This window comes from Halomonas sp. BN3-1 (genome assembly GCF_003056325.1).
Lineage (GTDB): Bacteria > Pseudomonadota > Gammaproteobacteria > Pseudomonadales > Halomonadaceae > Halomonas > Halomonas litopenaei.
On the sequence record NZ_PYVV01000014.1, the window covers coordinates 58,153 to 81,385 of the forward strand.

The 23,233-nt window shown below is 64.7% G+C and carries 21 protein-coding genes; 12 read left to right on the plus strand and 9 right to left on the minus strand.

Annotation, left to right across the window (positions count from 1 at the left end; all coding sequences use genetic code 11):
* Positions 1-190: 190 nt before the first annotated feature.
* The 5 genes from ald (at position 191) to C9F12_RS17835 (ending at position 5,312) form a co-directional block, all read left to right on the plus strand.
* Positions 191-1,306 (plus strand): alanine dehydrogenase, encoded by a 1,116-nt coding sequence (ald, locus tag C9F12_RS17815; protein WP_045991201.1) that lies wholly within the window; start codon positions 191-193, stop codon positions 1,304-1,306.
* Between the two features lie 104 nt (positions 1,307-1,410).
* Positions 1,411-2,445: a tryptophan--tRNA ligase gene (trpS, locus tag C9F12_RS17820; RefSeq protein WP_045991200.1), complete on the plus strand. Its 1,035-nt coding sequence runs from the start codon at positions 1,411-1,413 to the stop codon at positions 2,443-2,445.
* Between the two features lie 270 nt (positions 2,446-2,715).
* Positions 2,716-4,395 (plus strand): NAD-dependent malic enzyme, encoded by a 1,680-nt coding sequence (locus C9F12_RS17825; RefSeq protein WP_108132277.1) that lies wholly within the window; start codon positions 2,716-2,718, stop codon positions 4,393-4,395.
* Positions 4,396-4,642: 247 nt separating this feature from the next.
* Entirely contained in the window at positions 4,643-5,026 is a 384-nt protein-coding gene (locus C9F12_RS17830; RefSeq protein ID WP_108449777.1) for a type II toxin-antitoxin system RelE/ParE family toxin, read from the plus strand.
* Positions 5,007-5,312 carry a DNA-binding transcriptional regulator gene (locus C9F12_RS17835; protein ID WP_108449735.1) on the plus strand — a complete coding sequence of 102 codons (306 nt, stop codon included), beginning with the start codon at positions 5,007-5,009 and terminating at the stop codon, positions 5,310-5,312. Before C9F12_RS17830 ends, C9F12_RS17835 begins: the two co-directional genes overlap by 20 nt.
* 212 nt (positions 5,313-5,524) lie before the next feature.
* Here the strand turns inward: C9F12_RS17835 and acnA are convergent, their stop codons facing one another.
* Positions 5,525-8,269 (minus strand): aconitate hydratase AcnA, encoded by a 2,745-nt coding sequence (acnA, locus tag C9F12_RS17840; RefSeq protein ID WP_108449736.1) that lies wholly within the window; start codon positions 8,267-8,269, stop codon positions 5,525-5,527.
* A 220-nt stretch (positions 8,270-8,489) separates the two neighbouring features.
* On the opposite strand from acnA, the gene C9F12_RS17845 reads away from it, so the two are divergent.
* From C9F12_RS17845 to trxB, 3 genes are all read left to right on the plus strand, one after another.
* Complete coding sequence (locus C9F12_RS17845) at positions 8,490-8,699, plus strand: CPXCG motif-containing cysteine-rich protein (RefSeq protein WP_108449737.1); 210 nt, start codon at positions 8,490-8,492, stop codon at positions 8,697-8,699.
* Positions 8,700-8,941: 242 nt separating this feature from the next.
* On the plus strand, positions 8,942-9,544 hold the full coding sequence (locus tag C9F12_RS17850; RefSeq protein ID WP_045991196.1) for a peroxiredoxin: 603 nt from the start codon (positions 8,942-8,944) through the stop codon (positions 9,542-9,544).
* 284 nt (positions 9,545-9,828) lie between these two features.
* A complete protein-coding gene (gene trxB, locus C9F12_RS17855; protein WP_045991195.1) occupies positions 9,829-10,782 on the plus strand; it encodes a thioredoxin-disulfide reductase in 954 nt (317 codons plus the stop codon).
* A 431-nt stretch (positions 10,783-11,213) separates the two neighbouring features.
* Here trxB and C9F12_RS17860 read toward each other — a convergent pair whose 3' ends face one another.
* Entirely contained in the window at positions 11,214-11,492 is a 279-nt protein-coding gene (locus tag C9F12_RS17860) for a SlyX family protein (protein WP_181248591.1), read from the minus strand.
* 132 nt (positions 11,493-11,624) lie between these two features.
* Between C9F12_RS17860 and C9F12_RS23060 the strand changes: the two genes are divergently transcribed.
* Positions 11,625-12,089: a cold shock domain-containing protein gene (locus C9F12_RS23060; protein WP_108449738.1), complete on the plus strand. Its 465-nt coding sequence runs from the start codon at positions 11,625-11,627 to the stop codon at positions 12,087-12,089.
* Positions 12,090-12,237: 148 nt separating this feature from the next.
* On the opposite strand, the gene C9F12_RS17870 is transcribed toward C9F12_RS23060, so the two are convergent.
* The 7 genes from C9F12_RS17870 to map form a co-directional block, all read right to left on the minus strand.
* Positions 12,238-12,627, minus strand: coding sequence for a hypothetical protein (locus C9F12_RS17870; protein ID WP_108449778.1), 390 nt, complete (start codon positions 12,625-12,627; stop codon positions 12,238-12,240).
* A gap of 4 nt (positions 12,628-12,631) precedes the next feature.
* Complete coding sequence (gene dapE, locus C9F12_RS17875) at positions 12,632-13,828, minus strand: succinyl-diaminopimelate desuccinylase (RefSeq protein ID WP_045991192.1); 1,197 nt, start codon at positions 13,826-13,828, stop codon at positions 12,632-12,634.
* A 45-nt stretch (positions 13,829-13,873) separates the two neighbouring features.
* Entirely contained in the window at positions 13,874-14,899 is a 1,026-nt protein-coding gene (gene dapD / locus C9F12_RS17880; protein WP_108132279.1) for a 2,3,4,5-tetrahydropyridine-2,6-dicarboxylate N-succinyltransferase, read from the minus strand.
* Positions 14,900-14,949: 50 nt separating this feature from the next.
* Positions 14,950-15,288: an arsenate reductase gene (locus C9F12_RS17885; RefSeq protein ID WP_045991190.1), complete on the minus strand. Its 339-nt coding sequence runs from the start codon at positions 15,286-15,288 to the stop codon at positions 14,950-14,952.
* Between the two features lie 43 nt (positions 15,289-15,331).
* A complete protein-coding gene (gene dapC, locus C9F12_RS17890) occupies positions 15,332-16,528 on the minus strand; it encodes a succinyldiaminopimelate transaminase (RefSeq protein WP_108449739.1) in 1,197 nt (398 codons plus the stop codon).
* Between the two features lie 156 nt (positions 16,529-16,684).
* Positions 16,685-19,360 carry a [protein-PII] uridylyltransferase gene (locus C9F12_RS17895; protein WP_045991188.1) on the minus strand — a complete coding sequence of 892 codons (2,676 nt, stop codon included), beginning with the start codon at positions 19,358-19,360 and terminating at the stop codon, positions 16,685-16,687.
* A 6-nt stretch (positions 19,361-19,366) separates the two neighbouring features.
* A complete protein-coding gene (gene map, locus C9F12_RS17900) occupies positions 19,367-20,158 on the minus strand; it encodes a type I methionyl aminopeptidase (protein WP_045991187.1) in 792 nt (263 codons plus the stop codon).
* A 395-nt stretch (positions 20,159-20,553) separates the two neighbouring features.
* Here map and rpsB point away from each other — a divergent pair, with 395 nt between their 5' ends.
* The 3 genes from rpsB to pyrH all read left to right on the plus strand — a co-directional run bounded on the left by rpsB (position 20,554) and on the right by pyrH (position 23,231).
* Positions 20,554-21,300 carry a 30S ribosomal protein S2 gene (rpsB, locus tag C9F12_RS17905; RefSeq protein WP_045991186.1) on the plus strand — a complete coding sequence of 249 codons (747 nt, stop codon included), beginning with the start codon at positions 20,554-20,556 and terminating at the stop codon, positions 21,298-21,300.
* 150 nt (positions 21,301-21,450) lie between these two features.
* Positions 21,451-22,320 carry a translation elongation factor Ts gene (gene tsf, locus C9F12_RS17910; protein ID WP_108449740.1) on the plus strand — a complete coding sequence of 290 codons (870 nt, stop codon included), beginning with the start codon at positions 21,451-21,453 and terminating at the stop codon, positions 22,318-22,320.
* Between the two features lie 143 nt (positions 22,321-22,463).
* Positions 22,464-23,231, plus strand: coding sequence for a UMP kinase (gene pyrH, locus C9F12_RS17915; RefSeq protein WP_045991184.1), 768 nt, complete (start codon positions 22,464-22,466; stop codon positions 23,229-23,231).
* Positions 23,232-23,233: the final 2 nt, after the last annotated feature.

Below are 23,233 nucleotides of genomic sequence, written 5' to 3' on the forward strand. Positions count from 1 at the left end.
CGGGGCAGAACTTCACGCCCTGGTGTGTCTTGCTGTTTTTAGGGGCCTGGGAAGAAAGTTCAAAGGTCTTTGAGGGTGAAGTTTTCTGATCTTTCCGTTTTTTCGCCGGGGGTTTATTGGCAAAAAATTCCTGTGCTTCACTGTGGGTGACGATAAAAAATCTGTTGTACGAATCGATGGGAGAGTCGCCATGCAGATCGCCGTCCCCAAGGAAATCAAGAACCATGAGTACCGCGTCGCCCTGACCCCCAGTGGTGCGCGGGAGCTGACCGAGCGTGGCCACGCGGTGGTTGTGCAGGCCGGTGCGGGTGAGGGCGCCGGTTTTGCCGACGAGGCCTATCAGGCTGCCGGTGCCACCATCGAGGCCGACGTGGACGCGCTGTTCGATGGCGCCGAGTTGATCCTCAAGGTCAAGGAGCCCCAGCCCGAAGAGGTGGCCCGGCTGCGCCCCCAGCACACCCTGTTCACCTACCTGCATCTGGCTGCCGAAGAAACCCTGACCAAGGGGCTTCTGGACAGCGGCGCGACCTGCATCGCCTACGAGACCATCACCGCGCCTCAGGGCGGACTACCCCTGTTGGCGCCGATGAGCACCGTGGCCGGACGCATGGCCGTGCAGGCCGGTGCCCACAGTCTCGAAAAGGCCCAGGGCGGTGCGGGTGTATTGCTGCCCGGGGTGCCTGGGGTGCCGCCTGCCAAGGTTACCGTGATCGGCGGTGGGGTGGTCGGCGAGAACGCCGCCCGCATGGCGTTGGGGCTGGGCGCCGATGTCAGCGTGCTGGACAAGTCGATCCCGCGCCTCGAGACCCTGGATGATCGCTACCAGGGGCGCATGAAGACGGTGTTTTCCTGCGCCGACGCACTGGAAGAAGCGGTGCGCGAATCGGACCTGATCATCGGGGCGGTGCTGGTCCCGGGGGCGGCGGCGCCCAAGCTGATCAACCGCGCCATGCTGTCGGAAATGAAGCCGGGGGCGGTGCTGGTGGACGTGGCCATCGATCAGGGCGGTTGCTTCGAGACCTCCAGGCCCACCACCCATGCCGAGCCGACCTACGTGGTGGACGGCGTCGTGCACTATTGTGTCGCCAACATGCCGGGTGCGGTGGCGCGCACCTCGACCCAGGCCCTGACCAACGCCACCCAGCCGTTTGTGGTGGCGCTGGCCGACAAGGGCTGGCGTCGGGCGCTCGGTGAGGATCGTCACTTCGCCGCCGGTCTCAATGTCCATGACGGCCAGCTCACCTACGCAGCCGTAGGGGAGGCCTTCTCGCTGCCGGTGATCAGCGTGGAGAGTGTGCTCGGCTGATGTGATTGGCCAAGGGTCGGCCGGGGCGGCGCTGTCGCCCCGGTCGCCATCCACAGGCCTTGGCGTTACCATAGCGGGCATTTGCCGATACTAGAGTGCCGTCCATGTCCGCAACGACCACCGCTTCCGACAAGACCCGGGTGCTGACCGGTATCACCACCACCGGTACCCCCCATCTGGGCAACTACGTCGGGGCCATCAAGCCGGCGATCGAGGCCAGCCTCGATCCCAACGTGCAGTCCTACTACTTCCTCGCCGATCTGCACGCGCTGATCAAGTGTCAGGACCCGCAGCGGGTCCAGCAGTCGCGCCTCGAGATCGCCGCCACCTGGATGGCGCTGGGGCTGGACACCGACAACGCCATCTTCTATCGCCAGTCCGATATCCCCGAGATTCCCGAGCTGACCTGGATGCTGTCCTGCGTCTGTGCCAAGGGCCTGATGAACCGCGCCCACGCCTACAAGGCGGCGGTGGCGGAGAACGACGAAGCCGGCAACCAGGATCCGGACAAGGGTGTCACCATGGGGCTGTTCGGCTATCCGGTGCTGATGGCCGCCGACATCCTGATGTTCCAGGCCAACAAGGTGCCGGTGGGACGCGACCAGATCCAGCATATCGAGATGGCCCGAGACATGGCCGGGCGCTTCAATCATCTCTACAAGGGTGACTTCTTCACCCTGCCCGAGGCAGTGGTGGACGAGCGGGTCCAGGTATTGGGTGGCCTCGACGGTCGCAAGATGTCCAAGAGCTACAACAACACCATCCCGCTGTTCGTGCCGGAAAAGAAGCTGCTCAAGCTGGTGCGCAAGATCAAGACCAACTCGCTGGAGCCCGGCGAGCCCAAGGATCCCGACACCTGCACCCTGTTCCAGATCTATTCGGCCTTCGCCAGCGCCGAGGAAACCCAGGCCATGCGTGATGACTACGCCGCGGGCATCGGCTGGGGGGACGCCAAGAACCGGGTCTTCGAACACCTCAACGAACAGCTGCGCGCCCCGCGTGAGCGTTACCAGGCGCTCATGGAAGATCCGGGCCATATCGAGACGGTGCTGCTTCAAGGGGCCGAGCGTGCTCGTGCCGAGGCTGCTCCGCTGATGGATCGACTGCGTGTCGCCGCGGGGCTTGGTCGCTTCGTTTGAGCCGTTTCCTACGCGTCTCATCGTCGAGTCGCTCTTGTCTGAGCTAAAGTGCGCATGGGCCCTGCGTTGAGGGCCCGCTTTTGCGGGGCTTTCTCGACGGCGTGCTAGAGTGGGCACAAAGGAAGAATGGTATAACGCCTTGTCAGGCAGGCGCCGCCTGAGCCCGGTGCATCGCGCACGGGCGATGTCGTCAGTGTTTCCCCAAGGGTACCGAGAAGAGTGCCCGGACTCGCCAGAGTCCCTTGACCGAGTCACCAAACGAGACGAGAGATGAGCACAGAACCCAAGCGTCCCCTCTATATTCCCTACGCTGGACCCTCTCTGCTGGAGATGCCGCTGCTCAACAAGGGCAGCGCCTTCACCCAGAAGGAGCGCCTGCAGTTCAACCTGATCGGCCTCTTGCCGCAGAACGTCGAGACCATCGACGAACAGGTCGAGCGTGCCTACCACCAGTACCAGCAGTGCCAGAATGACCTGGACCGCCATATCTACCTGCGGGCGATCCAGGACGACAACGAGACGCTGTTCTTCCGCCTCGTCTCCGAGCATCTCGAGGAGATGCTGCCGATCATCTACACCCCCACGGTCGGCAAGGCCTGTGAGGAGTTCTCCAATATCTATCGCAACCACCGGGGGCTGTTCATCTCCTACCCCGACCGCGAGTACATGGACGACATCCTGCGCAGCGCCACCAAGGACAACGTCAAGGTGATCGTGGTCACCGACGGCGAGCGCATCCTCGGCCTCGGTGACCAGGGCATCGGCGGCATGGGCATCCCCATCGGCAAGCTGTCGCTGTACACCGCCTGTGGCGGCATCAGCCCGGCCAATACTCTGCCGATAATGCTCGACGTCGGTACCAACAACCAGCAGTTGCTGGACGACCCGCGCTACATGGGCTGGCGCCACCCGCGTATCAGCCAGGAAGAATACGACGAGTTCATCGATGCCTTCATGCAGGCGGTGAAGCGGCGCTGGCCCAAGGTACTGCTGCAGTTCGAGGACTTTGCCCAGGCCAACGCCATGCCGCTGCTGGAGCGCTATCGCGACGAGCTATGCTGCTTCAATGATGACGTCCAGGGCACCGCTGCGGTCTGCGTCGGCACCCTGATGGCGGCCTGCCAGGCCCGTGGCGAGGGCATGGCCCGTCAGCGGGTGGTGTTCGTCGGCGCCGGCTCCGCCGGCTGCGGCATCGCCGAGATGGTGGTGGTGGCGATGATGGCCGAAGGCCTGACCGAGTCCCAGGCCCGCGAGCGGGTCTACATGGTCGATCGCGAGGGCCTGGTGACGGACGACCAGACCTGGCTGCGTGACTTCCAGCGCCGCCTTGCCCACCCGGCCGGTATGGTCGAGGGCTGGGAAGGTCAGGACCTGCTCGAGGTGGTCAAGCAGGTTCAGCCGACGGTGCTGCTCGGCGTCTGTGGCCAGAAGGGTATCTTCACCGAGGCGGTGGTCAAGGCGATGCACGCCAACTGCAAGATGCCGCTGATCATGCCGCTGTCCAACCCCACTTCGCGGGCCGAAGCGATCCCCTCCGACGTGCTCGAGTGGACCAACGGCGACGCCCTGGTGGCCACCGGCAGTCCCTTCGCCCCGGTCGAGATCAATGGTCGTCGCATTCCCATCGCCCAGTGCAACAACGCCTACATCTTCCCGGGGATCGGCCTCGGGGTGGTGGCAAGCGGTGCACGCCGCGTCACCGATGCGATGCTGATGGCGGCCTCACGGGCTCTGGCCCGGGAGGCACCGATCGTCAAGGAGGGCGAGGGTGCCATGCTGCCGGCGCTGTCGCGCATCCGCGATATCTCCAAGTCGATCGCCTTCGACGTGGCGGCCCAGGCCCAGCACGAGGGCGTGGCCCTCAAGAGCGACGGTACCAAGCTGCGCCGCGACATCGAAAAGAGCTGCTGGATGCCCAACTATCGCGACTATCGTCGCCGCGCCTTCTAGGCGTCCGCGCGTTCAAGCGATCACTGAACCCCGCCACAAGGCGGGGTTTTTACTTTCTTGAGCACTGAGTAGACACCAGAGAAGGATGCAAGTCGGCTGTGGCTTTGATGGAGAGCCGCCAGTCGCCCAGCGGGCCCGGGTAGCAAAGAGGCTTCTGTATCAACCGGCCAGGTGTCTTGGGGCGGCTTGCTCTAGACAGCCATGCCCGTTACGGGTATAGTTGGGTGAGGTGAATGAGGATGAGTGTATCGACGTCTTGAAACGACGGGACTTTGCGCGGTGGCAGTCGGGCGAGAAGTTGTCCGATGAGGCCCTGTGCAAGGCAGTCCAGGAAATGGAAAGCGGATTGATTGATGCTGACCTGGGTGGCCACTTATACAAGAAGCGGGTTGCCCGCCCTGGTGCAGGCAAAAGCGGTGGCTACCGTACCTTGTTATCAGCCCGTCTTGGTCAACGTTATGTATTCCTGCATGGGTTCCCGAAAAGCGACAAGTCGAACATCACGCGGGACGAGAAAAAAGCGCTCCAATATGCTGGCAAGCTATTTCTAGAACTTTCCCCCGAGCAGTTGGCAAAGGCGTTGCAAGCGGGTGTTCTACTGGAGGTGCGTTGTGACGAGCAAAATCATTGAATCCTTGCGCGGCGAGTTGGCCGCATTGCAAGACGCTGGCGCGATCAGCAAGGTAACCATGCGTCAGTTTGACACAATGTGTCCTCCACCGGTGCGCGAGTTCAGTGCCGGTGACATCAAGCGTCTACGTGAGGCGTTGAATTTCAGCCAGCCGGTGTTCGCCCATCACCTGCACACCACTGCCTCGACGGTGCGCAAGTGGGAGCAGGGCGAAACGCGCCCGGCCGGCCCTGCGCTCAAGCTGCTCAACGTCATCGCTGATAAGGGCTTGCAAGCCATTATTTGAAACTGCTCCTGTGGCGGTACCGAGCGAGGTGTCAAGACATGCCCGTTCAGTCCCCTGTGCCTGAAAACTGCCTACCTTAATCTCACGCCCAGCCTGGTTTCTGCAGGTCGGCGAAGTGCCAAAAAAAGACCTCGCCGGTGGGCGAGGTCTCGGTGTGACGGCCAGTGCGATGCGCCGGCCGTCTGTGTGGCGGGCCTGGGCCCGCCGGGTGATCAGGCGGCGCCGATCATCTTGCGCAGCACATAGTGCAGGATGCCGCCGTGGCGGTAGTACTCGAGCTCGTTGGCGGTGTCGATGCGACACAGGGCGTCGAGGGTCTTCTCACCCTTGTCGCCCTTGATGGTCACCTTGACCTTGCCGCCGGGTTCGAGGCTGTCGAGGCCCTCGATGGAGACCGTCTCGTCGCCGGTCATGCCGAGTGACTTGCGATCCTCTCCTTCGGGGAACTGCAGCGGTACCACGCCCATGCCGATCAGGTTGGAGCGGTGGATGCGCTCGTAGGACTCCGCCAGCACGGCGCGCACGCCGAGCAGCAGGGTGCCCTTGGCCGCCCAGTCGCGGGAGGAGCCGGTGCCGTACTCCTTGCCGGCCACCACCACCAGGGGGGTGCCTTCCTCCTGGTACTTCATAGCGGCGTCGTAGATCGCCATCTGTTCGCCGCTGGGCACGTGGCGAGTCTCGCCACCGACCACGCCATCGAGCATCTCGTTCTGGATGCGCACGTTGGCGAAGGTGCCGCGCATCATCACCTCGTGGTTGCCGCGCCGCGAGCCGTAGGAGTTGAAGTCCACCGGCTTGACGCCGTTCTCCTGCAGGTAGCGGCCCGCCGGGCTGTCGGGCTTGATCGCGCCGGCCGGCGAGATGTGGTCGGTGGTCACGCTGTCGCCGAGCATGGCCAGTACATGGGCGTCCTTGACGTCCTCGACCTTGGACGGCTCCTTGCCCATGCCCTCGAAGAAGGGCGGGTGCTGGATGTAGGTCGAGTTGTCGTCCCACTCGTAGACCTCGCTTTCCGGCACCTTGATGGCCTTCCACACCTCGTCGCCGTCGAACACCTCGGCGTATTCCTTGCGGAACATCTCGGTGTTGACCTTCTCCACCGCCTCGGCGACCTCGGCCTGGGTGGGCCAGATGTCCTTGAGGTAGACCGGCTCGCCGTCGCTGCCTTCACCGATGGGGTCATTGTCCAGGTCGCAGCGCACATTACCGGCCAGGGCGAAGGCCACCACCAGGGGCGGTGAGGCCAGCCAGTTGGTCTTCACCAGCGGGTGCACCCGGCCTTCGAAGTTGCGGTTGCCGGACAGTACCGAGGCCACCGTCAGGTCGCCGGTCTTGACCGCATCCTCGATCGGCTCGGGCAGCGGGCCCGAGTTGCCGATGCAGGTGGTGCAGCCATAGCCCACCAGATTGAAGCCCAGGGCGTTGAGGTCGTCCTGCAGGCCGGCGGCGGCCAGGTATTCGGTGACCACCTTGGAGCCGGGAGCCAGCGAGGTCTTGACCCAGGGCTTGGTGGCCAGGCCCTTCTCCTTGGCCTTGCGGGCCAAGAGGCCTGCGGCCATCATCACGCTGGGGTTCGAGGTGTTGGTGCACGAGGTGATGGCAGCGATGACCACCGCGCCGGGGTCCAGGCTGAAGTCCTCGCCCTTGTAGTTGACGTCCTGGCTGTCGGCGTGACGATAGCTGCGCTCGACGCCGACCGCGGTCTGGCCGCCCTCGGAGCCCATCTTGTCGTCGCGGCTGTCCTTGGCCGACTTGCCCTCGTCCTCCATCAGTTTTTCGAAGGTCGTGGCGAGCTGGCTCAGGGCGACACGGTCCTGGGGCCGCTTGGGACCGGCGAGGCTGGCCTCGACGTCACCCATGTCGAGTCCCAGGGTGTCGCTGAAGATCGGCTCGTGGCCGGGTTCGCGCCACAGGCCCTGCTCCTTGGAGTAGGCCTCGACCAGGGCGATCTGGTCGTCGTCGCGGCCGGACAGCCGCATGTAGTTCAAGGTCTCGTCGTCCACCGGGAAGAAGCCGCAGGTGGCGCCGTACTCCGGGGCCATGTTGGCGATGGTGGCGCGGTCGGCCAGGGGCAGGTCCTTGAGGCCGTCGCCGTAGAACTCGACGAACTTCCCGACCACTCCTTTCTTGCGCAGCATCTCGGTGACGGTGAGTACCAGGTCGGTGGCGGTGATGCCTTCTCTGAGCTTGCCGGTCAGCTTGAAGCCGATGACCTCGGGGATCAGCATCGACACCGGCTGGCCGAGCATGGCGGCCTCGGCCTCGATGCCGCCGACACCCCAGCCGAGTACGCCGAGGCCGTTGATCATGGTGGTGTGGGAGTCGGTGCCGACCAGGGTATCCGGGTAGGCCAGGGTCTTGCCGTCCTCTTCCCGGGTCCACACCGTCTTGCCCAGGTACTCTAGGTTGACCTGGTGGCAGATGCCGGTGCCCGGCGGCACCACGCGGAAGTTGTCGAAGGCCTGCTGGCCCCAGCGCAGGAACTCGTAGCGCTCGCGGTTGCGCTCCATCTCCAGCGCCACGTTGTCCTTGAAGGCGGACGGGTCGCCGTACTTGTCGACCATCACCGAGTGGTCGATGACCAGATCGACCGGTGACAGCGGGTTGATCTTCGACGGTTGCTCACCGAGTTTTTCCACCGCGGCACGCATCGAGGCCAGGTCGACCACCCCCGGCACGCCGGTGAAGTCCTGCATCAGCACGCGGGCGGGACGGTAGCCGATCTCGCGGTCCGAGCGGCCTTCCTTCTGCCAGTCCACCAGCGCCTGAAGGTCTTCTCTGGACACGCTCTCATCGTCGGCAAAGCGTAGCTGGTTTTCCAGCAGTACCTTGAGCGTCATCGGCAGACGCTGAATATCGCCAAGGTCCTCGGCAGCCTGGGCCAGGCTGTAGAAGTCGTACTGAGTTCCGCCTACATCTAGCGTGCGACGGGTATCCGGTAGGGAATCGCTACTCATGCTGTCCTCCTGAGGCATTGAATCGAACGGTCCAGGTTCGCTGGGATCGGCGCGGGGCCAATATCGATCCCTTGGTGGTACTAGTAGTGGTACTTGGTCATCATAGTTGTGTTCTTCAACCGTTGACGTGTAAACGGATGCCGGATCACGCCTTGAAAGGCTGTCGGGTCACCCCCATGGTGAAGGTTCACGTCGATCGCGACCAGAGGGGAGGTGCATCGTGCACGAACAGACGCTGCCGAGCTGGCGGCTTGATTGCCCCTACTGCGATGCCCATATCGAGCTGGTGGTGGACACCTCCCAGGGCAGCCACGAGACCTGGGAAGACTGCCCCCAGTGCTGTGCGCCGATCCACTACCGTATCGAGGTGGATGCGGTGACCGAGGATATCGTCTCGGTGGTCGCCGGCGACGATGACGAGGTCATGTGACAGGGCTCATGTGATGGAAGTGTCATGCGCCGCTGTGGGCCGCGTAACGATCTCATTCGAGCCTGGCGGATGTCGATGACGGCGTCATTGCGACGTCATCGCCGTCGGGTGACAATAGCCGGCGACTATCGGGTCGATGGCCCAGGTCGATTGGCCCGGTGTGGTTCGCTGGCCTAGGGTGACATCCGGTATTTGCCCCTGATTCTTGAACCCTCACGTTTCACTACTCCAAGGAGACTTTCATGAGCGTACTGGTAGGACGTCAAGCTCCCGATTTCGAAGCCGCCGCCGTCACCGGCAACGGCGAAATCGTCGAGAACTTCAAGCTGTCCGACAGCAACGGCAAGCTGCGCGTGCTGTTCTTCTGGCCGCTGGACTTCACCTTCGTGTGCCCGTCCGAGATCATCGCCCATGACAACCGTCTGGCGCAGTTCAAGGATCTGGGTGTCGAGGTGATCGGTGTCTCCATCGATTCCCAGTTCACCCACTACGCCTGGCGCAAGACTAGCCCGGACGCCGGTGGTATCGGTGAGGTCGGCTTCCCGATCGTGGCCGACGTCAAGCACGAGATCACCCAGGCCTACGGCATCGAGCATCCGGAAGCCGGTGTCGCCCTGCGCGCCTCCTTCCTGATCGACGAGGACGGCGTGGTGCAGCATCAGGTGGTCAACAACCTGCCGCTGGGCCGCAACGTCGATGAGATGGTGCGTATGGTCAAGGCCCTGCAGCACCACCAGAAGCACGGCGAAGTCTGCCCGGCTGGCTGGGACGAAGGCCAGGAAGGCATGAAGGATACCGCTGAAGGTGTCGCCAAGTACCTGGGTACTCACTCCAGCGAGCTGTAAGACGCTGCCAGCGCTCACCGCCAGGTGAGCCGACTCGGGACAGCCCGAGCAGTGTCACGACGGGGCGGCCTGGCCGCCCCGTTGCGTATATCCTCGGCATGCTGGTGTGCTGGCCAGTCGCGACAGACCCTTGCGCGGCAGACCGCCACCCTGTCGACCCGAGTTTCTGGTGGATTGGCTCATGACGACGCTGCGTCGCCGTCATCATCGAATCCATTTTCCTTTAGCGTCGCGGCCCCCCAGGGGAGCCCCCGGCTTAGTCAAGTTAGTCTTGTGAGGTAGCCATGAGCGAAGTGCGCCACGAACGTCTGATCATCCTGGGCTCGGGGCCTGCCGGCTACAGTGCGGCGGTCTACGCTGCGCGGGCCAATCTCAAGCCGCTGTTGATCACCGGCATGCAGACAGGCGGTCAGTTGACCACCACCACCGACGTGGACAACTGGCCAGGCGACGACGCCGGTGTCCAGGGGCCGGAGCTGATGGAGCGCATGCGCCGTCACGCCGAGCGATTCGATACCGAGGTGCTGTTCGACCATATCCACGAGGTGGAACTGCGCGAACGTCCCTTCACCTTGAAGGGCGACAACGGCACCTACACCTGCGACGCCCTGATCATTGCTACCGGGGCCAGTGCGCGCTACCTGGGGCTGCCCTCGGAGCAGCAGTTCATGGGCCAGGGCGTGTCGGCCTGCGCCACCTGCGACGGCTTCTTCTATCGCAACCAGGAAGTGATCGTGGTGGGCGGCGGCAACACCGCCGTGGAAGAGGCGCTTTACCTGTCCAATATCGCCTCCAAGGTCACCCTGGTGCACCGCCGCGACAGCCTCAGGGCGGAGAAGATTCTGCAGGACAAGCTGTTCGAGAAGGCCGAGAACGGCAACGTCGAACTGATCTGGAACCACACCCTGGACGAGGTGCTGGGGGACAACACCGGAGTCACCGGTGCGCGGCTCAAGGCGGTCGAGGACGGTTCGACCCGCGAGATCACCGCACCCGGCGTGTTCATCGCCATCGGTCATAGCCCCAACACCGGCATCTTCGAGGGCCAGCTCGAGATGGCAGGCGGCTATATCAAGGTCAAGTCAGGCCTCGAGGGCAATGCCACCGCCACCAGCGTGCCCGGTGTGTTCGCCGCCGGCGACGTCATGGATCACGTCTATCGTCAGGCGATCACCTCGGCTGGTAGCGGCTGCATGGCGGCGCTGGACGTCGAGCGTTACCTGGACAGCCTCGACTGACGCTATCGTCAGGCGCGATATCACTGCCTCAGCCGGCAGCGGCTGCATGGCGGCGCTGGACGTCGAGCGTTACCTGGACAGCCTCGACTGACGCTATCGTCATGCGCGATATCACTGCCTCAGCCGGCAGCGGCTGCATGGCGGCGCTGGACGTCGAGCGTTACCTGGACAGCCTCGACTGACGCTATCGTCATGCGCGATATCACTGCCTCAGCCGGCAGCGGCTGCATGGCAGCGCTGGACGTCGAGCGTTACCTGGACAGCCTCGACTGACGCTATCGTCAGGCGCGATACAGCTGCACAGCCGGCAGCATCGATATCGATCTGATACAAAAAACACCGCCAGGCAAACGCCTGGCGGTGTTCTTGTTGATGGCATCGGCCGGGGGAGCAACGGCGGAGCTGTCCTGTCTTGTCCGCCGGGCCGCGCCTCAATAGTGTGGCGGCAACTCGTCCTCGGGGCCCGGGGCATCGCCCAGTCCGCGGTCGTTGCTGGCCGCCAGTTCGCGTAGCCTTTCCTGCATCAGGCGATTGATGCGTTCCAGCTCCATCATTCGGCGCTCCTGGCCGGCGATGGTGGCGTCCAGGCTGTCCAGCCAGTGTTCCTGGTAGGCCAGACGGCTCTCCAGTTCTTCGACACGCTTTGCTAGATCGGCGGACGACTTGTCAATACCCGTGATAGACTCATGTTGCGGTGTGTCACTGTTCATCGTGTCAACTGCCTGCCTTGGGCTTTTTTCGAGAAGTCGTGGCGGAAGGATCTCGTCTGTGTATCGTGCATGGCCGCAGATCCCATGGTCATTCCACCTGTTTTCACCATAAGAAGAGAGTTTTTCACGTCCATGAAAAAAAGGGTATTCGTTCGTTGTTGTGTGATCAGTCTGCTGTTGGCCGCGCCTGCACCGCTGCTGATTGCTCTTGCCGTCAGCCTGGTGACCGGGCTGTCCGTCGAGGAGTTGCACGGCGCCATCGCCGAGGAGGCACTGCTGCATGGCTACCTTGCCGCTGCCGGAGCGGTCTTTGGCTTGTTGCTGGTCGCCACCCTGGCCCTCAATGCCCTGACGCCAAGGTTGGTCAACCTGGCCGAGGTCGAGGATGACGATCGCGAGATCGGCGAGGTCAAGTGGTTCAATGTCAACAAGGGCTACGGCTTCATCACCCGTGACGGGGGCGAGGACGTCTTTGTTCACTTCCGTGCCATCCGCGGCCGGGGCCATCGCACCCTGGCCGAAGGCCAGAGAGTACGCTACTACGTGATCGAGAACGAGCGCGGCCTGCAGGCCGACGACGTCACCGTCATCACCTGAACGCGATGCTCTCGCCATTGCCACGACGCCCCGCCTAGTGCGGGGCGTCGTCGTTTGTGGCGCCGCGGGTCTGTCTCTGCGCTCGTTTCAGTGCCCGGCTCTGCGCCCGTTGCAGGACCCTTGTCAGGGCCCAGCTGGGAGCGCCTCGTCAGTGTCCCGAGTCGGGCCAGTCGATGGCCGATTCGCTGCCGTCGGGTAACACCTGCAGGAAGCGGTCGGGGTCGTCGCCGGGCTGCCAGCCGCCCAGCGAGCAGCGCACCTCGCAGTCCAGCGCCAGGGCGGCGGCCCTGGCGAAGTCGGCGTCGGTGGGCCAGGGGGACTGGCCGCTGTCGAGCCAAAGGCTGGCGAAGCCATCGGCGGCCTTGCCGACCAGCAACACGGGAATGGCGGCACCATCGAGGTGACCTTCGGTGCGCCACTTGAGCTTGCCGCAGGGGGTCAGCGGCGGGGCATTCAGGGTGGCGCCGAGCCACTCGCCGATGCGCTCGGCGCTGGCCTCGCCAAGATAGATCTCGATATCCGGGTAGCGCTCGGTCATCACTTCAGCTCCTTGCGTCGGCGAACAGCCGCGTCAGGATGGCTTCGTAGACCCGGCTCAGGTCATCCAGGTCCGCGGCGCGCACGCGCTCGTCGACCTTATGGATGGTGGCGTTGAGCGGGCCAAGTTCCACCACCTGGGCGCCTAGGGTGGCGATGAAGCGACCGTCGGAAGTACCGCCGGAGGTGGACAGCACCGGGGTGGTGCCGGTGACGTCGCGGACGCCGGCCACGGCGGCGTCGACCAGCGCCCCTTCGCGGGTCAGGAAGGGCTGGCCGTTGAGCGTCCAGTCGATCTCGAAGTCCAGGTCGAAGCCACGCAGGATGGCCTCGGTGCGCTCGCGCAACTCGGCGTCGGTGGTCTCGGTGGAGAAACGGAAGTTGAAGGTGGCCTCGACCTCGCCCGGGATCACATTGGTGGCACCGGTGCCGGCGCGCAGGTTCGAGATCTGGAAGCTGGTGGCAGGAAAGCAGTCGTTGCCGGCATCCCAGTGTTCGTTGGCGAGGGCGTCCAGCGCCGGCGCGATCTGGTGAATCGGGTTACGCGCCAGGTGAGGATAGGCCACGTGGCCCTGGATGCCGCGGACCTTGAGCACGCCGCCCAGCGAGCCGCGCCGGCCGTTCTTGATCACGTCGCCCAGGCGCTCGGTGGAAGAGGGCTCGCCGACGATGCAGTAGTCGAGGCGTTCGTTGCGCTCGCGCAGGTGCTCGACCACCGCACGAGTGCCGTCCACCGCCGGGCCTTCCTCGTCGGCGGTGATCAGAAAGGCGATGCGTCCGGGGTGATCGGGGTGGGCGCTGACAAAGCGCTCCACCGCCGTGACCATGGCGGCCAGACTGCCTTTCATGTCGGCGGCGCCGCGACCGCGCAGCATGCCGTCATCATCGATGATCGGGGCAAAGGGCGGGGTCTGCCACTGGTGCTCGGGTCCGGTGGGTACCACGTCGGTGTGGCCGGCGAAGGCCAGTACCGGGCCGTGGTGACCGTGCACCGCCCAGAAGTTTTCCACTTCGCCGAAGGGCAGCGACTCGATGTTGAAGCCCAGGCGCTCGAGGCGTTCGATCATCAGCGCCTGGCAGCCCATGTCGTCCGGGGTCACCGAAGGACGCCGCAACAGCTCGAGGGCAAGCTCCAGGGTGGGCGAGAGTGTCTCGGTGGTCGCGGGGGCGTCGGTCGGTGCAGGCAAGTCGGTAGTCGGCATAGCGGTCTCGAAGAAAGGCGGCGGCCAGGGCCGCCGCGCTCGGGATCAATTGTGGGCGTGCAGCGCTTCGTTGAGGGCGATGGCGCTCTTGTTGGTCAGGCACTCGATACGGCCGTTGGTCGAGTTGCGACGCAGCAGCAGATCGTCCTGGCCGGCCAGTTCGCGGGCCGCCAGGGTGCGTACCTCCTGGCCCTGGTCATCGAGCAGGGTGACCTTGGCGCCGGCGGTGATGTAGAGCCCGGCCTCGACGGTGCAGCGGTCGCCCAGCGGGATACCGATACCGGCGTTGGCGCCGATCAGGCAGCCTTCACCCACCGAGATGATGATGTTGCCGCCACCTGACAGGGTACCCATGGTGGAACAGCCACCGCCCAGGTCGGAGCCCTTGCCGACCACCACGCCGGCCGAGATACGGCCCTCGATCATGCCCGGGCCTTCGGTGCCGGCGTTGAAGTTGACGAAGCCCTCGTGCATCACCGTGGTGCCCTCGCCCAGGTAGGCGCCCAGACGCACCCGTGCGGTGTCGGCGATGCGCACGCCATTGGGCACCACGTAGTCGGTCATCTTGGGGAACTTGTCGACACAGTCCACCGACAGGGTGCGACCTTCCAGGCGGGCCTTGAGGCGGCGTGCCGGCAGCTCGATGATGTCGATGGCGCCTTCGCTGCTCCAGGCAATATTGCGCAGCAGACCGAACATGCCGGTGAGGTCGAGCTGATGCGGCTTGACCAGGCGATGGGACAGCAGGTGCAGCTTGAGGTAGACCTCCGGGGCGCTCTGGGGCGGCAGGTCCTCACTGATGAAGGTCGCCACCAGCGGACGCTGGCTGGCGCTGAGGCTGGCGGCCAGTTCGGCCTGCTCCGGGTGGCCGGCGTCGCGCAGGGCGTCGGCCAGGGCCTGGCAGTGTTCCGGCAGGAAGCTGACGGCGGCGGTGCCCTGGGGCGCGTCGAGTACCCGGGCGGCGGCCTCTACCAGGCTGGCGTCGGGGGCGAGCAGCGGCGCCGGGTAGTAGACCTCGAGCCAGTCGCCCTGGGTGTTCTGGGTGCCGATGCCGAGTGCAAAGCTGTGCATGCCGTATGTCCTTTTCGTAGGTACTGGAATTCGCAAAGAGGGGCGAAAAATTAGAGGTCGTCGTAGTCGCCGTCGCGATAGCCGACCAGGATGTCGTCGCCGGTGTCGAGCAGCGGGCGCTTGATCAGGGTCGGGTTGGCGAGCATCAATTCGCGGGCCTTGTTGGCGTCGACGTCGTTCTTGTCGTCCTCAGGTAGCTGGCGCCAGGTGGTGCTGCGCTTGTTGAGCAGGGTCAGCACCGGCACCGACTCGAGGAAGTGCTCGAGCAGGGCCGCCGATACGCCATCGGCGCGCAGGTCATGGACCTGGTAGGGGTGGCCGCTGCCGTCCAGCGCCTTCTGGGCCTTGCGGCAGGTATCGCAGTTCTTGATCACGTAGAGCGTCAGCATGGGGCCCGTCCTCAATGTTCGTTGGTCGTGGCGTCGGTCGGGATCAGCCGCGTGCGAGCAGGTCGCGGATGCGCTCGGCCGCTTCCCGAGTGGGGGCCAGTTCGTCCACCAGTGCCAGTCTCAGCCGACCGGCGCCCGGGTTGGTGCCGTCGCTGCCGGTTCTGCCCATGTAGCTGCCCGGCAGGACGCTGACGTGGGCCTCGGCGTAGAGTCGCCTGGTGAAGGCGGCGTCGTCACCGTCGGGGACCGCTGGCCACAGATAAAAGCTAGCCTCGGGGGCGGGAAAGTCCATCACCGGTGCGAGGATCTCGGTGACCGCGGCGAACTTGGCGCGGTAGGCGTCTCGGTTGTCGCGCACGTGGGCTTCGTCGGACCAGGCGGCGATCGAGGCCTGCTGGATCGGCAGCGCCATGGCGCAGCCGTGGTAGGTGCGGTAGCGACGAAAGCGGCTGATCAGCTCGGCATCGCCTGCGACGAAGCCCGAGCGTAGCCCCGGCAGGTTCGAACGCTTGGACAGCGAGTGGAACACCAGGCAGCGGTGATAGTCGTGGCGCCCCATGGCGGCGGCGGCCTGCAACAGTCCCGGTGGTGGCGCCTGCTCATCCAGGTACAGCTCCGAGTAGCACTCGTCGGAGGCGATGATGAAGTCGTGCTCGTCGGCCAGGGCGATCAACTGCTGGAACTCTTCGATCGGGGTCACCGCGCCGGTGGGGTTGCCCGGCGAACACAAGAACACCAGCTGCACCTGGCGCCAGGTGTCGGCGTCGACGGCCGAGAAATCCGGGCGGAAGTCGTTGTCGGCACGGCAGTCGAGGTACAGCGGGGTGCCGCCGGCCAGCAGGGCGGCGCCTTCGTAGATCTGGTAGAAGGGGTTGGGCACCGCCACCCGCGCCGGGCGTGAGCGATCGAGACAGGCCTGGACGAAGGCGAAGATGGCCTCGCGGGTACCGTTGACCGGCAGCACCTGGCGCTCGGCGTCGAGCCCGTCCAGGCCGAAGCGGCTACTGGCCCAGTCGGCGATGGCCTGACGCAGCTCGGGCAGTCCGGCGATGGCCGGATAGCGGGCAAAGTCATGCTGATGTCGGGTCAGGGCGTCGAGTGCCGCCTGGTAGGGCGCATGCTGTGGCTCGCCGATGGTCAGCGGACGATGGGCGAGGTCGGCTGGTGGCGTCAGGTCCGCCTTCAGCGCCGCCAGGCGCTCGAAGGGGTAGGGTTGCAAGGCGTCGAGATCAGGGTTCATGGGGTCCAGGCGCGCCCTTGGGGCGTCGTTGTCATCACGGGAGTGGGTGCCGTCGGCGCGGGGCGCGACCGGGCATCGATTATAGGGAAGGGGCGTACCAGCCTCAAATCGACGCGCTTCGCTTGCTGTGTGATTCAGCTCAGCTCGGCGGGGCCGCTAGACACTGAGGACGTCGATCAGCCGTTCGCGCAACTGCTGCTGGCGCTCGGGGTCGGTGATCGGTCGGCCTTCGCGGTCGGTGACGTAGAAGACGTCCTCGACGCGCTCGCCGAGGGTCGCGATCTTCGCCGCCGACAGGGTGATGCCCTGCTCCATGAAGATACTGCCGACCCGAGCCAGCAGGCCGGGCCGGTCCGGTGCGGTCAGCTCCAGCAGGGTGCGCTCGCCACCCGGGTCCTGTTCGATGGCCACCTGGGTGGCCACCTTGAAGTGCTTGAGCTGGCGCGGGGTGTGGCGGGTGACGATGGTCGGGTAGTCGTCCGGGTCGTCGAGCTCTTCGACCAGGTGGCGGCGAATCTCCTCGAGGCGGCTGGCGTCGCGGATCGGCTTGTCGTGGTCATCGAGCACGATGAAGGTGTTCAGCGTCCAGTCATTGAGCGAGGTGGCGATGCGCGCGTCGTGGATCGACAGCCCGAGCTGCTCCATGGCGGCGGCGGTGGCGGCGAACAGGTCATCCACCGAACGGGTATGGATAAATACCTTGGTCCCGCCCTCGGCCATGTCGTCGGTGGGCGCGTTGATCAGGATCAGCGGCAGCTCGCTGCCGGCGTGGGCCAGCATGCCCTGGGTCTGCCACACCACCTCGCTGGAGGCGTACTGCAGAAAGAAGTCCTCGCCGAGCGACTCCCACAGGGCGTCGACCCTCGCCATGTCGGCGCCGATCGTGGCCAGCAGCGAGTGCGCCTCCTCGCGGGTCTCGCGGACCCAGTCGGCGCGCTCCAGCGGGTTCTCGAGGCCACGTCGCAGTGCCCGCCGGGTCTCGGCGTGGAGCTGGCGCATCAGCGAGGCGCGCCAGCCATTCCACAGGGTGGGATTGGTCGCGGTGATGTCGGCCACGGTGAGGATGTACAGGTAGTCCAGGCGGGTCTCGTCGCCGACGCTGGCGGCGAAGTCGCGGATCACCTCGGGGTCGGTGATGTCGCGCTTCTGGGCGATCATCGACATCAGCAGGTGGTTTTCCACCAGCCAGCTGACTAGCCGGGTATCACGCTGGCTGAGCCCGTGGCGTTCGGCGAAGTCCTCGACCTCGCGGGCGCCGATCAGCGAATGATCGCCGCCGCGGCCCTTGCCGATGTCGTGGAACAGCCCGGCGATCCACAGGATCTCCATCTTCGGCGCCTGGTGGATCAGGGTCGCCGCCACCGGGAACTCCTTCTTCGCCTCGGGCTTGCGGAAGCCGTGCAGGCACTTCAACAGGCGCAGTGTGTGGGCGTCCACGGTGTAGATATGGAACAGATCGTGCTGCATCAGGCCGACCGCCTGGCCGAAGGCCGGCAGATACTTGCCCAGCACCCCGTAGCGATTCATCCGGCGCAGCTGGCGGGCGACATTGCCACCGGAGCGCAACAGTGCCATGAACAGCGCCTGGTGACGCGGGTCGTTGCGGTAGCGGTCGTCCATCAGGTGGCGATGGTCGCGGATCAGGCGGATGGTGTCGGCGCGTACGCCTTCGATCTCGGGGTGCTCGGCCATCAGGTAGAACAGCTCGAGCAGCGCCGCCGGCTGGTCGCGGAACAGGGTCCGCGAGCGCACCTGGATGTAGCCGCCGGCGATCTCGAAACGCTCGTTCAGCGGGGTCACGTTGATCGGGGTATCGGGCCTCAGGATCTGTTCATCGAAGTGCTGCAGCAGCATGTCGTTGAGCCCGGCCAGGGCGGTGACATGGCGGTAGTAGCGCTTCATGAACTGTTCCACCGCCAGGCGCTCGGGACTGTCGCGGTAGCCGAACAGCTCGGCGATGGTGTTCTGGTGGTCGAACAGCAGCCGATCCTCGGCGCGCCCGGTGAGCATGTGCAGGGCGTAGCGGACCTGCCACAGGAAGGCCTGCCCCTGGCTCAGGATGCGGTGCTCGGCATCGTTCATGAAGCCCTTGGCGACCACGTCCTCGTAGGACTCGGTATCGAAGTGGCGCTTGGCCACCCAGCCGATCATCTGGATATCGCGAAGCCCCCCGGGGGAGCTCTTGATGTTCGGCTCGAGGTGATACTCGGAGTTGTTGAAGCGGTAGTGGCGGGTGATCTGCTCCTGCCACTTGGCCTCGAAGAAGCGGTCTGCCGGCCACATGCGCTCGCCGGACAGGCGCTCGCGCATGGCCTGGCGCAGGGCCTCGCGGCCGGCCAGGGTGCGTGACTCGAGCAGATTGGTGATGACGGTGACGTCGGCCTTCGCCTCGCGCTCGCAGTCGTTGAGCGAGCGCACGCTGTGGCCGATCTCGAGACCGATGTCCCACAGGAAGGTGATGAAGGCGGTCAGCGGCTCGCGGTAGGGCGTGTCATCGTCGTCCTCGAGCAGGAACATCAGGTCGATGTCCGAATGAGGGTGCAGCTCACCGCGGCCGTAGCCACCCACCGCCAGTAGCGCTACACCATCGTCCAGGCCTGGCTGGCGCGCCCAGGCCAGCGCCAGCAGCTGGTCCAGGCACCAGGCCCGTCCTCGCACCAGGTCGCGGATGTCGGCGCCGCCGAGGAAGCGCTCGTCCAGCCGCGACTGGATCTCCTTGAGCGCGCCCTTGAAGGGCGCGATGGGGGAGCGCTGGCCCTCGAGCTGGCGAGCGAAGTCGTCGAAGTCGAACAGCTCGAATTCCGGTGCGAAGCGATAGTGGTGCAGCAGCATGGGCTCTCAGCGCTCGAGGAAGGACAGGTCTTCGTCGGAACGGGCGGTCAGCACCTCGACCCCCGTCTCGGTCACCAGCAGGGTGTGCTCCCACTGGGCGGTCAGCCCCTTGTCCTTGGTCACGGCGGTCCAGCCATCGCGCAGTACCTTGGTGCGATGGTCGCCGACGTTGATCATCGGTTCGATGGTGAAGCACATGCCGGCGGCCAGTTCGATATCCGCCTCGGGGGCGTAGCCGTCATAGTGCAGCACCTGGGGGTCCTCGTGGAAGCCGGCGCCGATGCCGTGGCCGCAGAAGTCACGCACCACCGAATAGCCGTTGGCCTTGGCGTGGCTCTCGATGGCCCGGGCCAGCTCCGACAGGCGGGCACCAGGGCGTACCAGCGCCATGCTGCGGTAGAGGCACTCCTGGGTGACCCGGCACAGCCGCTCGCCCTGGATGGTCTCGCCGATGATGAACATCACGCTGGAGTCACCGTGGTAGCCGTCGGCGGTCCTTACGGTGATGTCCATGTTCATGATGTCACCCTTCTTCAGCTTCTTGCTGTCGTCGGGGATGCCGTGGCAGACCACGTGGTTGATCGAGGTGCAGATCGACTTGGGAAAGCCGTGATAGTTGAGCGGCGCCGGGGTGGAGCCGAGCTCGTTGACGATGTAGTCGTGGCACAGCTTGTCCAGGTGGCCTGTGCTGACGCCGGCTTCCACGTGGGGGGCGATCATCTCCAGCACACTGGCGGCCTGGCGGCCGGCTTCGCGCATCTTCTCGATTTCTTCGGGCGTCTTGATGGGTACGTTCATGGAATCTCGGTCTGGGTGGTGTCGCCCCGGCGCAGGCGGCTGAGCCGAGTCGCTGGCTCGCGGCGACGATGACCGCGGCGACTCCGGGGAGGGACGCGTCGAGGTGCGCGAGACGTTGGGCGACTTCAATTCGAAGGTCATCCATGGTATAAAGCTGCGCGCTTTCCTGCAATCGCCGTTCCTTGCTGGTGTTTTCGTCGAGACCCTGGTCTTGCGATCGCCTGCAACGGGATAGCCCGCTGGCGAGCGACAAACAGTAGAAGAGGTCTCCATGACGGAGCCTCGCGCCTTGAAAACACACACGCACCGACACATGGTCCCGGGTGCCTGAGGGAAACCTCTGGTCGGATCCATGGGGTGCGTGGAGGCCTAACCCGATTTTTCAGGAGTCATCCATGGCACACGTCAATATGCGTGACCTGCTCAAGGCAGGCGCACACTTCGGTCACCAGACCCGTTACTGGAACCCGAAGATGGGCAAGTTCATCTTCGGCGCTCGTAACAAGATTCACATCATCAACCTCGAGCATACCCTTCCGGCGCTCAACGAGGCGATCGATGTGGTCGAGAAGATGGCCGCTTCCAACAACAAGATCCTGTTCGTCGGTACCAAGCGTAGCGCGAGCAAGATCATCAAGGAAGAAGCGAACCGTGTGAGTCAGCCGTTCGTCAACCACCGCTGGCTCGGCGGCATGCTGACGAACTACAAGACCATTCGTCAGTCCATCAAGCGTCTGCGCGAACTCGAAACCATGCACGAAGATGGCACCTTCGAGAAGCTGACCAAGAAAGAAGTCCTGATGGCCACCCGCGAGCAGGACAAGCTCGAGCGTTCCATCGGCGGTATCAAGGACATGGGCGGCCTGCCGGACGCACTGTTCGTGATCGACGTCGACCACGAGCGCATCGCCATCAACGAGGCGAACAAGCTGGGCATCCCGGTCATCGGTGTGGTCGACACCAACTCCGATCCGGACGGCGTCGACTACGTGATCCCGGGCAACGATGACTCCATCCGCGCCATCCAGATCTACGTCAAGGCCATCGCCGATGCCTGTGGCCGTGCGAAGGAAGGTCGCCCCGATGAGTTCGTCGAAGTGACCGACAGCGAAGGCGACGCCGCCGCTGCCGCTGCCGAGTAAGCTTCGGCCCGCCTGGGCCAGCCGATCGCGCAAGCGATCCACGCCGGACAGGCGCAAAGGGGGCCGTGGCCCCCTTTTCTCTACTTCAGGCCCGCGGTAATACCGAGGGTCTCTCCGACACCCAGGTCGAACCATTTAGAGGTGAATACCATGGCAGCTATCAGCGCCTCCCAGGTCAAGGAACTGCGCGAGCGTACCGGGCTCGGCATGATGGAGTGCAAGAAGGCACTCACCGAAGCCGGCGGTGACATCGAGCAGGCCATCGAGGATCTGCGCAAGAACTCCGGTCTCAAGGCCGCCAAGAAGGCCGGTCGTACCGCCGCTGAAGGTGTCGTCGTCACTCGTGTGGCCGAAGACGGTGGCTACGGTGTGATGGTCGAGATCAACTCCGAGACCGACTTCGTTGCCCGTGACGACAACTTCAAGGCCTTCGCCGACAAGATCGCCGACGCCTTCTTCGCCGCCAAGAGCGACGACGTGGCCGCAGTGACCGAAGGCGAGCTGGAAACCGCCCGCGAGCAGCTGGTGCAGAAGATCGGCGAGAACATCGGCGTGCGCCGTGCCGTCGTCGTCGACGCCGCTGAAGGCAACCTGGTGGGTGCCTATGTGCACGGTGGCCGCATCGGCGTGCTGACCGAGCTCAAGGGCGGCACCCAGGAAGCCGCCAAGGACGTGTCCATGCACGTTGCCGCGATCAACCCGGCCGTGGCCCGTCCCGAGGACATGCCTCAGGAAGCTCTCGACGAGGAAAAGGCCATCATCCTGGCTCAGCCGGACATGGCCGGCAAGCCTGAGCAGATCGCCGAGAAGATGGTCCAGGGCCGTCTGAAGAAGTACCTGGCCGAGAACAGCCTGACCGAGCAGCCCTTCGTCAAGGACCCGAACCAGAGCGTGGCCGAGTTCGTCAAGGCCGCCGGTGGTGAAGTGGTCGGCTTCACTCGCTTTGAAGTGGGCGAGGGCATCGAGAAGGAAGAGGTCGACTTCGCCAAGGAAGTCATGGAACAGGCCAAGCGTAGCTAAGGTCCAAGGTTCCAAACTGTGCCTGCACAGTGTAATGATGGCGTGCGCGAAAGCGCACGCCTTCGTGTATGCGTCAGCGGTGGGTGTCTCGCGGCCTGACCGACCGCCACCCGACCCAGTCAAGCCCAAAGCGGAGAAATGCCATGAGCAGCGTCGATTCTTCCCCCCTGTCCAAGTCCGAGAAGCCCCGTGCCGCGGTGTCGAAGTACAAGCGCATCCTGCTGAAGCTCTCGGGTGAGGCGTTGACCGGGGATGCCGACTTTGGCATCGACCCCAAGGTACTGGACCGCATGGCGCTGGAGATCGGGCAACTGGTCGGTATCGGTGTCCAGGTCGGTATCGTGGTCGGTGGCGGCAACCTGTTCCGCGGTGCCGCCCTGCACGAGGCCGGCATGGAGCGCGTGACCGGTGACCACATGGGGATGCTGGCCACGGTGATGAACGCCCTGGCCATGCGTGATGCGCTGGAGCGCTCGAACATCCGTTCTCGAGTGATGTCGGCCATTCCCATGAGCGGCGTGGTGGAGCACTACGATCGGCGCACGGCGATTCGCTACCTGACCTCCGGTGACGTGGTACTGTTCTCCGCCGGTACCGGCAATCCCTTCTTCACCACCGATTCCGCCGCCTGTCTGCGCGGTATCGAGATCGACGCCGATGTGGTGGTCAAGGCCACCAAGGTGGACGGCGTCTACAACAAGGATCCGGTCAAGTTCGACGATGCCGTGAAGTACGACGAACTGTCCTATGATGACGCCCTCGATCAGAAGCTCGGGGTGATGGATTTGACCGCGATTTGCCTGGTGCGGGACCATGACATGCCGGTCCGGGTCTTCAACATGAACAAGCCTGGCGCCCTGCTCAACCTGGTGGTGGGCGGCAAGGAAGGCACGCTGATTCACAGAGGGTGACA